The sequence below is a fragment of the Paenibacillus sp. YIM B09110 genome (assembly GCF_037167145.1).
Classification (GTDB): domain Bacteria; phylum Bacillota; class Bacilli; order Paenibacillales; family Paenibacillaceae; genus Pristimantibacillus.
This window is the reverse complement of record NZ_JBANSP010000013.1, coordinates 114,889-130,448: the sequence shown is the minus strand read 5'-3', so window position 1 is coordinate 130,448 and position 15,560 is coordinate 114,889. Positions and strand designations below refer to the sequence as shown.

Genomic DNA, 15,560 nt, shown 5'->3' with positions numbered 1-15,560 from the left:
TTGCAGCAATTACTATTATCCGGTATACTCCAACTATCCAATGCATTTGGCGTGAAGCACATGCCGCTTTGATCTTGAACCCTATTAAGGGATCGTGGTCAGGGCGGCTTTTCTATTTTCAGGTGACGGGGGAGATGTTGGTGACTGTTATTGATAGGAGAATCGAGGAATGGTTAAAGGAGCAAGTTTCCGCAGAATCCAATCCGAGAAGGCGTGAACGGCTTAAGAGTGGGTTAGGTCATGCAACGATTGAGTTTTTAAGATCCATCTGGTATCCGACTATAGGCAACCTGGATCACTTGTATCCCGAATGGGAGCTCCGCGACCTTAACAATAAGTATCGCTATCTCGATCTGGCATACATGCCCTTGGGAGCCAAAGGCTGCATCGAAATTCATGGATACCGCTCACATGCTAGGGACATCGAGGCTTGGAGGTTTAAGGATCTGTGCATGAAGCAAGCGCTGCTTGGACTTGACGACTGGTTGTTCCTTCCCATTGCCTACTTATCGATTAAGGAAGAACCCGAACTTTGCAGGCAACTAGCGCTTTCCTTTGTAGGCAAGTTTGTCGCGATGCCCGTGACGGCCGGACTTGGCTGGGATGAAGCAGAAACGCTGCGTTTTGCTCGCCGACTGCTTCGACCCTTTACCTCTGAAGAGCTCGCAGCTCATCTCCAACGGTCCGATAGGCAGGCTAGGCGTACGTTGCAAGAGTTAGTGGATAAGAACTTGTTGCTGAACATTGGAGATAAACAACGATACCGCGTCTATAAGCTCGCTGACCTTACAGTAAACCGATAATGGATAACTTATAACGGACAAAATAGCCGCTTAAACTAACAATCTACTGATTTCGAGACGCTAATGGACAGAAGCGACGCTAAGAAGGCAAATGAATACTAGTTTAGTTACTTAAGTGCCTGTAACGATCCGTAATGTCCATTAGAAACTACGCAGAGCATTAAACGATCGCTAAGCGTCAGTAGTGTCCATTACAAAAACAACCGAAGCCCGAACCCTTCTATAGCAATCTCATATTAATAGATTATTAGATTGGATGGGAGGGGAGGGGGTTCCATGCTTGTTCATAAAATATTGAATCATTCCCGCGGGAAAGCTGTTGTGCTTAAAACGGTGTCAGGAGAAGAAATAATAGGCGTAGTTATTAAAGTAAAAGGCGGAGTCGTCCAATTAAAAAACCAAACGAGAAGAAGCATCTTTGTTTTCATTAACAAAATCGTCGCTGTCATAAAATAAAAACAAGCCCCTTCCACGTTAAGGAAGGGGCTTGCTTGCCTGTAGATCACGACATCCCCGCCCGGTCGCGAAACTCCTGCGGGGTCATGTTCGAATAGGCTTTGAACAGCTTGATGAAATGCGGAACCGCCTGATATCCGATCGTCTGGGCAATCTCGTATATCTTCTTGTCGCTGCTGCGCAGCATATAAGAGGCCAATTCCATCCGGTAGCGTTGGATGTGATCGCTCAGATTGTTTCCCGTCTCCGCCCGGTAGGCTCTCGACAAGTAGGCGGGATGAAGGCCGATATGCGCCGCGATCGTCTGCAGCGACAGATTGCCGTTCATGTTCTCCTCGATGAATTTATGAACCTTGTCGACCATGCTTACCTGCTTCTCGGTCCCCTCCTCCGATTGCTCTCTAAGACTTCGGAGCATGAAGAAAGCCCACTTCTCCAACTGGTTAAGCGAAGGCGCGGCCGGCATGAGCCCGAAGGAGGAAGCGCCGATCTCGCTAAGCAGCTTCCCTTTCTTATGCGCCATGTACTGGTAGGCGTTAGCAATGGCAAAATAAGCTTCATTGGCATGCTCGGGAGGGTAATTCTTGCTTCTCAGCTCGGCGAATATTTCGATCAGCTTCTCCTCCGCATGGACCCAGTTGCCCGTATCGAGCAAATGAATGAGAAGGGGAGGCCGATACAGCGAGGTGAGCGTTCCGATCTGCACCCGATCGGAATTGCCCGCGATCCTCATAAATACGCTTTGCCGATTCTCTTCGATCGCCCTCATTCCATCGATGACCGATCGATACAGTCCTGGGATGCCCTCGGGAAAATACGCCCAATCCTCCACCAGCACGATGGATATGCTGCCGCTGAGCAGCGAGCCCACCTTTTTCTTCAGCGCTGCCGCCCTAACGTCCATTTCGTTCTGGAGGTCCTGCTCGCTGGCGTCCACGCTTTCTTTGGCCGATACGATCATAACGAGATATTCGTTGCAATCCCGGCAGAACCACAGATGGAACGCGTCCCGAAACAGCTCCTCCGCCATATTCGTAACCGCATATTCGATCAGCTCTTTATCCATGCTTTCGTAGTCTTGAAGCTTCCCTTCCAGCCTGACGACGAACAAGCCCACTCGCTGCTGCAAGGTAAAAGGGATGTTCAACAGGAACAGCTTCCGTTCCAGCTCCGCGATCGGGATGCCGTAACCGTACAGCAGACGATTCAGCAGCTCGCCCTTGAGCGCGGGCAAGTTCTCGCGAAACGCATAGGCGTCCCGATGCTGCTCCTGTTGCAGCTTCTGTTCGCCAGCGATTTCCTCCGCTAGCTTGCTCAGAGTCTCCCGCATCTGGTCCGGGTTCACCGGTTTCATCAAGTACCCGGACGTGTTATACGGGACGACGCTTTTCGCATATTCGAAATCCGCATACCCCGATATGACAACGATTTTAACTTTACGCCCCATTTCGCGAATTTCATGAATCAGCTCTATTCCGCTCATCTCCGGCATCCTTATATCCGTAATGACGATATGGATGTTTTGTTCCCGGTAAAGCGCCAGCGCTTCTCTCCCGGAATAGGCTTTGTGAATACGTCCGATGCCAAGCTCTTCCTTCGGAATCGTAGCGGCGAAGCTGTCCACCTGAGAGGGGATATCATCCACGATCAGAACTTCCAACATTGGAATCGCCTCCGTTCTTAATCATCAACGTCACTCGAAGCCCGCCCAACTGCGAATGCTCAACCAGAAGTCCCGAAGTTTGCCCGAAGTAGTTTCTTACGCGCTGATGAACGTTGCGCAGACCCAGACTAAGATCCGCGCTCGACTGCAGGTTTAAGGAATGCCTTAACGCCTCCAAGTCAGCTTGTTGCATGCCGACTCCATTGTCTTCCACGGACAGCTTCCAGCCATCTCCGGTCATGCTGCCGGTGATCACGATCTCGAAGCTCCCGATCTTGCCTTCCATGCCGTGCACGATCGCATTCTCGACGAGCGGCTGAATGAGCAGCCTCGGCATAAGAATGGCAGTCATGCCGTCTTCCATATGTTCATGAAAATGCAGACGCTCGGACTGCATCCGGTGGATTTCCAAGTAATTGCGAATCAATTCCATTTCTTCGGCCAATACCGTCAATTGCTGCTCCGTCCGGGTCGTATAACGGTAGTATTGGCTCAAATGCTGCGTGAAGGCGACGATCACCTTCGTTCGTTCCAGCTGCGCCATGCTTTGAATAAAGGCGAAGTTATTGTACAGGAAATGCGGGCTGATCTGCGCTTGCAAATGCTTGAGCGACGATTCCTTGGCGTGAAGCTGCTCCGCGTACACCTTGTCGATGAGCGTCTGTATGTCCTCGGACATCAGGTTGAACTGCTCGATCAAATAATGGAACTCGTTGCGGTTCTCGCGCTTGATCCGATGATTGTACACGCCCTTCCGAAGCGACTTGACCGCTCGGATCAAATCATTGATCGGCAACTGCACGTTGCGGTACAGCAACGCTGCGGAGGCGATGCCCATCATCAGCAGCAGCAAGCCCGAAGCATAGAACATTCGCTTGCTATGGTCAATCGGCGCCAGCACCTTCTTCATCGGCTGGAAATCGACCATATACCAGCCCAGCGATTCCGAGGTGACATAGTTGACGAGATACGGTTCATCGCGAAACGTAATCTTGACCGACCCCTCGGTCGGATTCTGCGCTCGAATGATCTCGAATTTGTCCGCCATGGCGGCCATCAGCTCGGGATCGAAGTCCCGCGGCACGAGCGGATCAAAGTCCGGATGATAAAGAAACGGCTGCCCGATGCCGCCTTGCATGAATCGTTCGAGCATCTTGACCAGATTATCCGACGTGAACATCACTTCGACGTACAAGTTCGGATTGCCCGTCTTCGACAAAATATCGAACGGAGTAATCAAATCGCGCACGAACGCCTTCTCCGGTCCCCGGTCCGCCACGATGACGCGATAATCCCAGCGCTCCTGGACCGCGTCCTTAAAGTATTCCGCATCGTAAATTTGCTTCAGGTTCGTAGAAACGACGATATCCGACAGAGGCGAATACACCGTGAAATCATTGACCCATTCGAAGGAGGTCGACTGCATATCCAGCTTCTGCAGCAGAAGCCTCTTCGAAGCCAACACGGAATACGCAGGCTCGGCGGAGGTGTGCAGCTGCAGTTGCAGCGTGTCCGGATCGGTGGCGACGACAAAGGCAGATCTCCATAGCCGGTCCGCCTCGACGTCCATCTGCTCAACAAAAAACTTAATCCGATTCAGGTTGATCTGAAGCAGCTCTTGCTCGACAACGCCCGTACTCGTTTTATTCGAAGAATTGTACATGAGTATGATCGGGATAAGCATCAGGACGATAACGATGATCACTTTCGTGAAAATATTCAATTTTCCAATCGGACCGCGTCTGATTCTATACATGAGGCTCACCTGATCCGATCTCTATTTTTGAAGGTCGATTACGCTTTGAAGTATAGCGCTTTCATCGTTTCTTGCGTTCGCCCTAGGATTTCACCGAGCCAAGCACGATGCCTTTGACGAAATACTTTTGGAGAAACGGATAGACGAGCAGAATCGGCAGCGCTCCGATAAAGATTTGCGCCGATTTGACCGTTCGGTTAGAAAAGTTCGCTACACTATCCAATGTTACACCGACCCTCGACAGGTTGTCACTAACAATCATGGAGTGCAAATAAGTGGCGAGCGGATACCCGTCCGGATTGGACATGTAGATCATGCCGTCGAACCATGAATTCCAATGGAACACCATCGTGAATAAGGACAGCGTCGCAATGGACGGCATCGATACAGGCAAATAAACGCTCCATAGCACTCTCAAATGACCGGCTCCGTCGATATGGGCAGCCTCCTCAAGCTCCTGCGGAATCGTCCGAAAGAAATTGAGCATCAGAATCATATTCCATACGCTGACGGCCGTAGGCAGAACCAGCGACCAGATCGTGTCGATCAAATGCAGCTTGCTAACCAACACATAAGAAGGGATAAGCCCACCTGAGAATAACATCGTGAAGACGAACACCCAGATGTAAATTTGACGGCCCGGGAACTTATGAATGGATTTGGACAAGCTATACGCCGCCATCGTGATGACCGCCATCGACAGCACTGTGCCGAGCACCGTCCGCTCGAGGCCGAAGCCGAGCGATTTGATGAACATCGCGTTGCTGAGCGTCTTCAAGTAAGCGTCAATCGTAAAGCCGATAGGCCAGAAATTGACGATATTCGCCGTTGCGGCTGCCCGCGAGCTGAAAGACATCGCTAGCACGTGAAGAAGAGGTAGAATGCAAATCAGCGACAGCAGACTAAGAAAGATCGTGTTCGAGATCGTAAATACGGTGTACCCTCTAGAGCGATAGCGCATCGTCTCCGCCTCCTCAAGACTATATTAAAATATGCGATAGTTGGCTAATTTGAATGCCAGTCTGTAACTGATGACAATTAGGACGAAGCCGATCGCCGACTTGAATAGGCCGACTGCCGTTCCGAAGCTGAACTGTCCGTTGTTCAAGCCTTCCCGATAGACGAACGTATCGATGATATCGCCATGCGAATAGACAAGGGGATTGTAAATATTAAGAATTTGATCGAAGCCCGCATCCAGTATTCTGCCGAGCGACAACGTCGCGACGACGATCACGATCGGCATCATCAGCGGAACGGAGATCAGCCTCACCTGCTGCCAGCGCGTAGCCCCGTCGATTTCGGCAGCTTCGTACAGAGCCGGATTGATTCCTACCAAAGTGGCGAGAAAAATAATCGCGGAAAATCCAAATTCCTTCCATACGTCGCTTAGCACGACCGTGAATCGGAACCAGTTGCCGTTGCCCAAAAAGAAGATGCTGTCGATACCGAATGAATTCAGGAGACGATTTACGATGCCGCCCTCCGTCGACAAAATATCGATCATAATGCCGCCTAGAATAACCCACGACAGGAAATGCGGCAAATAAACGAATGTCTGCACTGCTCTCTTGAAAAACATTTTGCTGACTTCATTAAGCAGCAGAGCGAAAATAATCGGAATAACCAAATTCACAGCCAGCTTGAACGCCGAAATAATTAACGTATTCCATATGATCTGCTTGCCGTCCGGATACGTGAACAAATACTTGAAATGGTCCAAGCCTACCCAAGGCGAATTTTTGATCCCTAGCCACGGCTCGTAATCCTGGAAGGCAATAACGGCCCCGAACAAAGGAATATATTGAAACACGATGACCAACGCCAAAGCCGGCAACAATAGAAGATGAAATGGCCAAGTTTTTCGCCAATACGCCGCCATTACGAACCCTTCCTTTCCGTTAAAAAAAATGGAGGAGGAGCGAGCGAGCCAAGGCTGCCCTCTCCTCCCTGTTCAATTTATTGAATCTTCAACTGTCATCCGTGATGAATTACTGGTTTTTGGCATACCAATCGTTGACTTCGTCCGTAATTTTCTGACCGCCGTTATCCAGCCATTGCTTGACGAAATCATCGAAATACTCGATCGGCTTGTCGCCGTAGATGATCTTCAGATAGCTTTCCGTAGCGAGCTTCTTGAGCAATTCGCCCTTCGACTTCATCGTTGCCGTCATTGGACCGGTAAAATAGTTTTTGCCTTCGGAGACGGTTTGGTTAATCCGGACGCCTGCAGCCGCAAGCTGTCTAGGCTTCATTTGCTTGACGTCGAATTCCATGGACGTTACCGCCTCGGCGTTCGGGTCAGCCAGGAACTTCTTGACCGCTTCGCTGTTGGAGTTCGGAATGCTCGTGAAGTTACCGAGAATATTCGTCATCATAAAGCGGATGTCGATCGTAGCGCCGTCCTTGAGCGGCCATTGGTCCGCCGGTACGCCTGCCGCTTCGTAGTTGCCCTTGATGACTTTGCCGTCCAGTTTCACGTAATCGTAGCCTTCATGGTAGCCGTCCTTCCAGCGCGGATCGAAGTACGGGTCGTCGGCCAGTTCCAGCTTTTTCGCAATAATTTTGTTAAAGTAGGCGAACCAAGCATCGATATGCTTGAAGTCTTTGTTGAACACCGTGAAGCCCTGCGTCAGCGGCTTCTCCGCGCGGCCCGTCAAGCCAGTTGGCCCGGCTGGGAGCGGAAACGGCTGGAAGTCGGCCTCCGGGTTGTTCTTCGTTGCGTCGCCGAGCGGCCAGTCGCCCATCCAGAACGGTCCGAACATAATGCCGGCTTTGCCGCTTGCCGCGAGCTCGGAAGCTTTGGCCGGATCTTTGATGCCGGCTTCCTTGTCAATGTAGCCTTTGCTCATCCAATCGCTCATCTTCTGCAGATACAGCTTGGCGTCCGGATGAATCGCGCCGTAGCTCAGCTTGCCGTCATCGCCCTTGTTCCAGAACAAGCGCACGTCGTACGTATTGATCATTTGATCCGTAAGAGCGGAGACGATCGCGTCCGTCTGGCCCATCCATGTCCAAGGACCTTCCTTGAGCGGCACAGCCAAGCCGATTGTATCCTTCTGACCGTTCTTGTCCGGATCGCCTTCGGTGAACTGCTTCAGCACGTTCTCGAATTCGTCCAGCGTCGTAGGCGCTTGAAGTCCTAGATTGTCCAGCCAGTCTTTGCGAATCCACATGACCGTGCCTTCGTCGCCCATGAAGAACGCCGGCAAACCGTAGATCTTGCCGTCCTTCTTCACTTCGCCGAGCGCATAGCCATACTTCTCCAGCATCTTCTTATATTCGGGATGCGCGTATTTCTCGATCGCTTCGTCGAGCGGCAGCAGCTTATCCGCCGCCAGCAGGTTTTGCAGCGGGTCATTACCTGCCGCGAACGAGTCAGGCAGCTTGCCTCCGCTGGACAACAGCAAGCGAAGCTTCGTATCGTAATCTTCCGGCTTCGTTACGATGAAATCGAATTTCACGTCGATCCCCATGTTTTCCTTCATCCAGCGCGTATTGGCGTTGTCCTCCATCGATTCACCGGGCTTGAACGCGTTGCCCCGCGAGGTGCCATCGTCTACGATGGCCGTCGTAATCGTAACCGGAGGATCGAACTTCTGCTTCCATACTTCCGTTGCCTCTTCTGTATTGCTATTGTCCGTTGTTGGACTGTTTGTTGCGGCTGTCGTGTTTCCGGTGTTATTGTTGTTGCCGTTACCGCTTGTGCATGCCGCTAATGTCGGTAATAGTCCAATTGCAATCGAAAGTGCTAATAGCTTTACGACCTTCGCATATCGACTCATCGTTTTCCCCTTTTCCCTTCGCATTTAGTGGTACGATTCAAATTATATGGACTAAGCGGGACTGCGTATATATTCGAATTTTAACGTGATAACGAAAAACGTACATTACAAAAATGGCTAACGCTGAATGAGCGCTAGCCTTCTATTGTGAACAAGTACTCTCTGATGTTACGTTTGCCTGTATTTCATACAGTCTAATCGGTCCCAATCGCCTGTGAATTTACTTTTGAGTGGAATTTATACAACCAAATCCGGCATTTTAGCCTTCAGTAAACTTTCTCCGTCCATTTGACTGTACAAAATCCAATCAAACTCTGATAACTTCTCGTTCCTCGTTTTTTGATTGTATGATATCCAGTCAAAAACCCCCTCCATTGACTGGAAGGGGCGTCGTTCTTCTGAGCAAATATAGATTGGAATTATCTTTAAACCCTTAGCAGCCCGCGAAAGCCTCTGGCCCCATAGTAGGATTCTGCTCCATTGTGGTACACGAAGACCGTGTCGTAGCGGCGATCGCAGAAGAGGGCTCCTCCGAGTTTTCTAATAGGAGCAGGTGTTATCACCCAGCTCGATGTTTTCAAATCGAAATTCCCGAATTCCTGCAGCTTCCGGTATTGTTCTTCCGTTAATAGCTCAACGCCCATGTCAGCAGCCATATCCATAGCGCTATTGGCAGGTTTATGCTCTTTTCTTGAATCCAGCGCCGCGCGGTCATAACAAATGCTTCTGCGACCTTTTGGGCTTTCCGCTGAACAATCGATGAAAATGTATTCGCCCGTCTTCTTATCATAGCCAACGACGTCCGGCTCGCCGCCGGTTTTTTCCATTTCGCCCAGCGACCACAGTTTTTCAAGATTAGCTTCGAGCTTCGCCTGCACATCGGTCCATAACAGGTCCTCATGGCGGTTCGTATTTTTCTCGAATCGGCCTTTTAATGTTTTGAGCAGCCCTTCAATTGCTTCAGGTGAAAGCTCCCGGTTTGTCATGTTCGTTCCTCCTCGTTATTTGCATGGCTTCTTGAGCCTACAACGTCTCCGTAGTAAGCGTAAATCCTTCAATAACCGCATCCTCGTCGACCTCGATTAAGATGCATCGTTTCCCTCTATAATTGACCTGTTTCACATATTTTAAATCTTGCGGGCTGACCGAAATCGTGGCTACCTTCGTATCGATCTTAATCGATTTCGAAGTAAACTTCGGAATGACGCTGGTCGCTTTGAGCTCATAATTTTTGTCGTCGACAACCGTTTCGAACGCCAATTCCACCTTTTCCGTCGTCACATTATCCACTCCGCTTGCAGTGAGCATATGCGCTACATCCTTATAATCCAGCTTCGGGGGCTCTTCCTCCTCGCTCGTCTCGATGATCTGGTGAATTTCCTCGTACACATGAGCGAGCGTTGCCGCATCGAGCTGTTCTCCTGCCACTTCCTTCACGATTTCCTCGAAAATAGCTCTCTCTTCCTGCGCCGTCACGGACTTCTCGGCATTCAAGACCTGCTCGATAAAATGCGGATTCGGTTCATTGGATTTACCCGCGCAATACATAATGCGATTCACGTCGGAATAGTTCTCCGTCACGCTAGGGTAGAAAAATCCTTGCTCCGGCGCGTTCAATTTGATGATGGGATCTACGAAGACATTATACTTGAACTCCCTCTCGACATAATCGAACATAAGGGTGTTGCGCTGTTGTTCCGTAGAATTCACGCTGCACAGAATGAACGGATTGACGAACAGCTCGTCCTTTCCGCTCTCCTCGGCTTCTTCGTTCCTTTCCTTGGTCGGGCGAAAATATTGTCCGCGGACGAAAGTAACGACCGTATCCCGTTCATACTTCGTATCCGACAACATTTTGTCCACCATCAGAATCATCAGATCATGCCATTCATCCGAATCGCCGGTCACCAACGCTTGATGGAGAAGCACCTGTGAAGGGTCCACCGCTTCATCCATGAACTTTAACTCGAATTGCTTCTGATCCAATTCTCCGGTCAGCAATTTTTTGAAATTGCTCATATACAGCTCTTGCTTCTCTCTGTCCAGCATGGCGAACGGCTGACGCTCGTAATGATAAATTTCATTGCTTTCTTTCATGATGTATACGTTAAGAATCTCGAAAAGGTTAAGCAAATCATTGTCCAGCTTAAATTGTTTGCGAATATGTGCAAGCTCTTTCTTTATCATGTTCCGTCAGACAGCTCCTATGTAATAAGATGACCTTACGCGTTTAATTGAATGAGTTAATAATGTTCATTACGTACTAAGCCGCAGCTCATAAAAATATTGGACAGCGGGATGCTTCAGCTTCATTTGGTCGGCTATGTTCAATAATCGCTTCTTCCCGACTCGTCTGTCGACCAAGGCTAAAATATTCAATAAAATATCGTTGCTCTCCATGCTGGCCTCGATCGAAGTGGATAGAAACGCATTGGCTGTCACGACGAAGTTGGATTTGCTTAAAGAGACTTGCGCCGTCATAAGCTGCTTGGCTAGCTCTGCTTTTTTTCTGCTTCTTGCCATCACTTGCAGCCGATCCTCCGGAATGACTCCCGACGCGCCTTTGCGTACGGCTTCGATTTCTTCGTCAGTGATCGGGATGTAGATGCCGGCATCATTCTTAATGTCCAGCTCCGTCTCATACCAACGGATCAAGGTCGTTTTGTCGATCATATTGAGCACGTTCTTTTTGTCCGCCGCAATATAACAAAGTCCGGCTTTATCGGGCAAATAACGGTAGCCCGTTGCTCGGTATTCGACCCTTCCGCTTAGCGCCGGACTGAGAAAGCTCTCCAATTGCTGCTTCAATTTGCTCCAGGACATCTCATTCACCTATGTTCTCTATTATAAACTGCCTATTGAGACAGTCATACTCTATAATAACCTAAAAAGGCTCAAGCCGCATGGGCTTGAACCTCGTTCCGGCCGGAAAGAACCGTCTTCTATTCGACTCCTAGACTACTGGCGGCCCATTCCTCTTCCGCCCCCTGCACCTCCTCGACCACCGCCTCCTTGCGATAGAGTAATTTGAGTGATTTTTTCTCCATTGACCGTAACATCTCCGCCGTTTAATTGAGCTGTACCATCCGCATCAAAGGCTGACGAGGCTTCGACCGTTATGGTGCCTCCGTTAATATAGAGATCGCCGTTCGAATCAAAGGCGTCCGTATCGCCGCTTCCCATCTTTACATTAATGGTGCCTCCATTGACTTCGATAACGACATTGCCATCGACTTTTTGCGAAGCGTTAATTCCGTCATCCTTCGCATACAGCGTGATCTGACCGTCATTAATCTTGACGGAGGTCGCCTCGATCCCTTCTTCGCTGGTCTCTATGTTAATCGTGCCGCCATCGATTTGAACAAAGCTGTTGCCTTGGATAGCATCGTCGCCAGCGGAGATCCTGAAGTCGCCGCCTTTAATAATGATATAACCAAGAGCAGCATCCTCATCGTTCTCGCTGTGCAGGGCATCCTTGCCCGAATTGATCGTTAGCGTTCCATCGTTGATAAGGATCGCATCATTGGCTTCTAAGGCATCCGCGGAGGATTGAATGTTGTACACGCCTCCGGTAATTTTCAGATCATCCTTGGAAGAGATCCCGTTCCCGTCATTCGATACAATTTCCAAACTTCCGGTTCCATTCAAGGTCAGATCTGCTCTGGAAAAAATAACGGCATCCAAATTGGTATCTCCGTCCGCCACATAGCTGCCGGTAACCTCCATATAGCTCTCGCTGTCCGTGGATGTAACAAAGACTTTATCCGCTTCTTTCACATAAATGGCAGGCGAATCTTCATTGGTAATCCGGACGCCGTCAAGGACGATTTGAACTTTCGCATCCTCGGCTGCTTCAACCACCACCGTCACATTGGTTGCCTCACCACTTAAGACATAAACACCTTCTGTATTCAGCGTCACGTCTTGATCACTCACCAAATTAATTTGCGTTGCGTCCGCAAGGTCCGCCGACTGTTCCAAATCCCGTTCGCTGAACAATTCCGAAGTGTCTAGAACGGAAGCGTCAGCTGCTGTCGTTCCGCTTGATGACGTTATCGCGCTTGTTGTCGGCGTGCTTGTTTCTTGAACAATTGCGGTTTGAGCGGCTGCCGCATCCTCGCTGCCGTCTTGCGCGTTAGAGCATCCCACGGCTGATACGCTAAGCAATAGGGCCAACGTAATGGCGCTTATTTTCTTTATCTTTTTTGTTTTCATGAATGAACACTCCTCTATTTGATTGATATCATCGCCTCTTGTTCTATTTGAATTGTAATCCTGCTAGCTTTAGCCAACCTTAAAAATAAAAACTAAAAAAAAGGCTCAAGCCGCATGGGCTTGAACCTTTTCTTTTGCCGAGCTTACTCGAAATGCTTAACCTTTATCTCGTACGAGAATATTGCGGTATTTGCCAAAGCCTCCGATTGCACCGGTACCTGCTTCCAGTCCGTTCACATCAAGCAAAGGCAATCGCGGCTCGCGAGGGCCGAAACCTAAGAATAGGCCGCCGCGGATATGAGCAAAGCCTGCATCCGACTGCAGATCAAAATCAGCAGGATATCGGCATTGATCGCTCTGCAGAGGCAGCGCGTCCCCTTTGTTATACGTAGCGGCTGGATGTTTCTGACGAAGCACCATGTTCACGTCGGGCTCGAACCAGAAGCTGTCAAACAGATTGACTTGCTGCTTCGTATCGCCTTCCTGCAAGAACACGCCATCCTGATTCTCGCTGCCTACGGATACAACAACCCCGCATGCCGCCGTAGCGTGCGTAACACGGTCAATCAGAATAAGTCCGCCCATCGTTTTGTGCAGCAGAAACTCATCGACAACGAGCGGTTCAGAGACAACAATATCACAGCTCACGAGCTCGTTTTTGACCGCTGTAGTAGCCGCAAGCAAGTTGCCGTTATTGACGTCCACCTTGTGATGCAGCTCCGTCACCAAGGCAGGCAACAGCTTCGTGCCCAGCTTGATCCAGTATTCCTTGCCCGGAACGAGCTGTTGCTCATCCATCCATAGGAGCGTCGTCGAAAGAACGGTCGATGTTTTCAAGCCAGCATCCTTGGATAGCACGCAGCCGCGCGATACGTCGACCTCGCGATCAAGCTGTATCGTCACAGGCTGTCCAGAGATTGCGTTATCTACCTTCTTCTCTCCGATATGAAGCGACTTGACGATTGCCGTCTCGCCGCTTGGCAGAATCGTCAGCGTATCGCCAACGGCAACCTTGCCCGCTTCGATCTGACCTTGGAAGCCGCGGAAGCTATGATCCGGACGGCTTACCCGCTGAACAGGCATGTAGAAGCCGCTCTCCGTGACATCCGTAGAAATATCCACCGTTTCCAGATGCTCCAGCAATGTCGGACCGTCATACCATTCCATATTGGCAGAACGCTGCGTTACATTGTCGCCCTCTGTTGCCGAGACGGGAATGATAACGGCATTATCCAATCGGAGCTCGTTGCGAAGCTGCTGAATATCCTCGGTAATGTCCAGGAAACGTTGCTTATCGTAGCCTACGAGATCGATTTTGTTAACCGCGAATATAAAATGCTTAATCCCCATTAGCGCGCATATACGGGCGTGGCGACGAGTTTGCACCAGAACGCCCTGCTTGGCGTCCAGCAAAATAACGGCCAGGTCAGCAAATGCCGCACCGACGGCCATATTGCGGGTGTATTCCTCATGCCCCGGCGTATCGGCAACGATAAAGCTGCGCCTTTCGGTATTGAAGTAACGGTAAGCAACGTCAATCGTAATGCCTTGTTCGCGCTCAGCCATCAGACCGTCGAGTAATAATGAATAGTCGATAGCTCCGTTTCGGCTGCCAACCTGACTGTCCAGCAAAAGAGCCTGCTCCTGATCGGCATATAACATTTTGGAGTCGTATAGAATATGGCCGATAAGCGTTGACTTGCCGTCGTCCACGCTGCCGCAAGTAATAAATTTTAGAAGACTGCTTTCCGTATGACTCATTAGAAGTACCCCTCCCGTTTGCGCCGCTCCATGCTGCCTGCAGCTTCCTTGTCAATGACGCGGCTTGTTCGTTCGGAAGTCGTTGCCGATAACGTCTCTGCGATAACCTCGTCCAGCGTATCAGCTTCAGACTCAACCCCGCCTGTAAGAGGGTAACAGCCTAATGTACGGAAACGCACCATCTTCATCTCGGGAGTTTCTCCCGGAAGCATCCGCATGCGATCATCATCCACCATGATGATATTGCCGTCACGATAGACAACCGGGCGCTCAGCTGCCAAATATAGCGGAACAATCTCTATATTCTCGCGCTGTATATATTGCCATATGTCCTTCTCCGTCCAGTTGGAGATTGGGAATACGCGCATGCTTTCTCCCTTATTGATGCGGGTATTATAAAGCTTCCACATTTCCGGACGTTGGTTCTTCGGATCCCATGTATGCTGCTCGTTACGGAACGAGAAGATACGCTCCTTAGCGCGAGACTTCTCCTCATCCCGTCGTCCTCCGCCGAAAGCGGCGGTAAACTGATACTTGGTCAACGCCTCTTTGAGCGCTTGCGTTTTCATTATGTCCGTATATGCCGATCCGTGATCAAACGGATTGATGCCCTCTGCAATAGCAGCTTCGTTGCGATGAACAATCAATTCAACACCGAGCTCCTGTGCTCTGCGATCACGGAACTCGATCATTTCGCGAAATTTCCAGCTCGTATCGATTTGAAGCAGTGGAAATGGCGGCTTTTCAGGGTAAAAGGCTTTCATCGCCAGATGAAGCATGACCGATGAATCTTTGCCTACCGAATAAAGCATAACCGGACGTTCACATTCAGCGGCAACTTCCCGAAAAATGTAGATCGCCTCAGCCTCAAGTTTATCCAAGTGTGTCAGCGACATGTGTATCACTCCTATAATGCCCATAAAAAAATCAGCACAATTTTCATACTATTATAAGTTTTTTCGATTTGGAAAACCAGCACTCATTACGCAAACGTTTTACTTGAATAATCTCATAAGATTGCGTTCGCTTTACGCAAATCGACTTTTATTTTGCGCAAAAACGAGCTATCATAATGAGAAAAACTCCTATCGGAGTATCTCGAGGATGAGCGACCGCGTTTA

At 49.8% G+C, this 15,560-nt stretch carries 13 protein-coding genes; 2 read left to right on the top strand and 11 right to left on the bottom strand.

The window, feature by feature from the left end; all coding sequences use genetic code 11:
- Positions 1 to 140: 140 nt before the first annotated feature.
- Positions 141 to 803 (top strand): transcriptional regulator, encoded by a 663-nt coding sequence (locus V8F51_RS19455; protein WP_337102059.1) that lies wholly within the window; start codon positions 141 to 143, stop codon positions 801 to 803.
- A gap of 276 nt (positions 804 to 1,079) precedes the next feature.
- Positions 1,080 to 1,259 carry a hypothetical protein gene (locus V8F51_RS19450; RefSeq protein ID WP_337102058.1) on the top strand — a complete coding sequence of 60 codons (180 nt, stop codon included), beginning with the start codon at positions 1,080 to 1,082 and terminating at the stop codon, positions 1,257 to 1,259.
- A 46-nt stretch (positions 1,260 to 1,305) separates the two neighbouring features.
- On the opposite strand, the gene V8F51_RS19445 is transcribed toward V8F51_RS19450, so the two are convergent.
- The 11 genes from V8F51_RS19445 to cysD form a co-directional block, all read right to left on the bottom strand.
- A complete protein-coding gene (locus V8F51_RS19445) occupies positions 1,306 to 2,922 on the bottom strand; it encodes a response regulator transcription factor (RefSeq protein ID WP_337102056.1) in 1,617 nt (538 codons plus the stop codon).
- Positions 2,897 to 4,678: a sensor histidine kinase gene (locus tag V8F51_RS19440; protein WP_337102055.1), complete on the bottom strand. Its 1,782-nt coding sequence runs from the start codon at positions 4,676 to 4,678 to the stop codon at positions 2,897 to 2,899. Before V8F51_RS19440 ends, V8F51_RS19445 begins: the two co-directional genes overlap by 26 nt.
- 82 nt (positions 4,679 to 4,760) lie before the next feature.
- Entirely contained in the window at positions 4,761 to 5,639 is an 879-nt protein-coding gene (locus tag V8F51_RS19435; RefSeq protein WP_337102054.1) for a carbohydrate ABC transporter permease, read from the bottom strand.
- A gap of 24 nt (positions 5,640 to 5,663) precedes the next feature.
- Positions 5,664 to 6,560, bottom strand: coding sequence for an ABC transporter permease (locus V8F51_RS19430; RefSeq protein WP_337102053.1), 897 nt, complete (start codon positions 6,558 to 6,560; stop codon positions 5,664 to 5,666).
- A gap of 109 nt (positions 6,561 to 6,669) precedes the next feature.
- Positions 6,670 to 8,463, bottom strand: a complete 1,794-nt coding sequence (locus tag V8F51_RS19425) for an extracellular solute-binding protein (RefSeq protein WP_337102052.1) — start codon at positions 8,461 to 8,463, stop codon at positions 6,670 to 6,672.
- A 425-nt stretch (positions 8,464 to 8,888) separates the two neighbouring features.
- Positions 8,889 to 9,449, bottom strand: coding sequence for a DUF4256 domain-containing protein (locus V8F51_RS19420; RefSeq protein ID WP_337102050.1), 561 nt, complete (start codon positions 9,447 to 9,449; stop codon positions 8,889 to 8,891).
- A 37-nt stretch (positions 9,450 to 9,486) separates the two neighbouring features.
- Positions 9,487 to 10,650 carry a DUF4317 domain-containing protein gene (locus V8F51_RS19415; RefSeq protein ID WP_337102049.1) on the bottom strand — a complete coding sequence of 388 codons (1,164 nt, stop codon included), beginning with the start codon at positions 10,648 to 10,650 and terminating at the stop codon, positions 9,487 to 9,489.
- Between the two features lie 69 nt (positions 10,651 to 10,719).
- Positions 10,720 to 11,286 carry an SF0329 family protein gene (locus V8F51_RS19410; RefSeq protein WP_337102048.1) on the bottom strand — a complete coding sequence of 189 codons (567 nt, stop codon included), beginning with the start codon at positions 11,284 to 11,286 and terminating at the stop codon, positions 10,720 to 10,722.
- Between the two features lie 135 nt (positions 11,287 to 11,421).
- A complete protein-coding gene (locus tag V8F51_RS19405; RefSeq protein ID WP_337102047.1) occupies positions 11,422 to 12,678 on the bottom strand; it encodes a carbohydrate-binding domain-containing protein in 1,257 nt (418 codons plus the stop codon).
- 156 nt (positions 12,679 to 12,834) lie between these two features.
- On the bottom strand, positions 12,835 to 14,439 hold the full coding sequence (locus V8F51_RS19400) for a sulfate adenylyltransferase subunit 1 (RefSeq protein WP_337102046.1): 1,605 nt from the start codon (positions 14,437 to 14,439) through the stop codon (positions 12,835 to 12,837).
- Positions 14,439 to 15,335: a sulfate adenylyltransferase subunit CysD gene (gene cysD / locus V8F51_RS19395; RefSeq protein WP_337102044.1), complete on the bottom strand. Its 897-nt coding sequence runs from the start codon at positions 15,333 to 15,335 to the stop codon at positions 14,439 to 14,441. The genes V8F51_RS19400 and cysD overlap by 1 nt, the downstream gene beginning before the upstream one ends.
- Between the last annotated feature and the right edge of the window lie 225 nt (positions 15,336 to 15,560).

What these genes read in the sequence shown, in the direction of transcription:
- V8F51_RS19450 (WP_337102058.1), top strand. Translation starts at nt 1,080, where the DNA reads ATGCTTGTTCATAAAATATTGAATCATTCCCGCGGGAAAGCTGTTGTG.
- V8F51_RS19445 (WP_337102056.1), bottom strand. Translation starts at nt 2,922, where the DNA reads ATGTTGGAAGTTCTGATCGTGGATGATATCCCCTCTCAGGTGGACAGC.
- V8F51_RS19440 (WP_337102055.1), bottom strand. Translation starts at nt 4,678, where the DNA reads ATGTATAGAATCAGACGCGGTCCGATTGGAAAATTGAATATTTTCACG.
- V8F51_RS19435 (WP_337102054.1), bottom strand. Translation starts at nt 5,639, where the DNA reads ATGCGCTATCGCTCTAGAGGGTACACCGTATTTACGATCTCGAACACG.
- V8F51_RS19430 (WP_337102053.1), bottom strand. Translation starts at nt 6,560, where the DNA reads ATGGCGGCGTATTGGCGAAAAACTTGGCCATTTCATCTTCTATTGTTG.
- V8F51_RS19425 (WP_337102052.1), bottom strand. Translation starts at nt 8,463, where the DNA reads ATGAGTCGATATGCGAAGGTCGTAAAGCTATTAGCACTTTCGATTGCA.
- V8F51_RS19420 (WP_337102050.1), bottom strand. Translation starts at nt 9,449, where the DNA reads ATGACAAACCGGGAGCTTTCACCTGAAGCAATTGAAGGGCTGCTCAAA.
- V8F51_RS19415 (WP_337102049.1), bottom strand. Translation starts at nt 10,650, where the DNA reads ATGATAAAGAAAGAGCTTGCACATATTCGCAAACAATTTAAGCTGGAC.
- V8F51_RS19410 (WP_337102048.1), bottom strand. Translation starts at nt 11,286, where the DNA reads ATGTCCTGGAGCAAATTGAAGCAGCAATTGGAGAGCTTTCTCAGTCCG.
- V8F51_RS19405 (WP_337102047.1), bottom strand. Translation starts at nt 12,678, where the DNA reads ATGAAAACAAAAAAGATAAAGAAAATAAGCGCCATTACGTTGGCCCTA.
- V8F51_RS19400 (WP_337102046.1), bottom strand. Translation starts at nt 14,439, where the DNA reads ATGAGTCATACGGAAAGCAGTCTTCTAAAATTTATTACTTGCGGCAGC.
- cysD (WP_337102044.1), bottom strand. Translation starts at nt 15,335, where the DNA reads ATGTCGCTGACACACTTGGATAAACTTGAGGCTGAGGCGATCTACATT.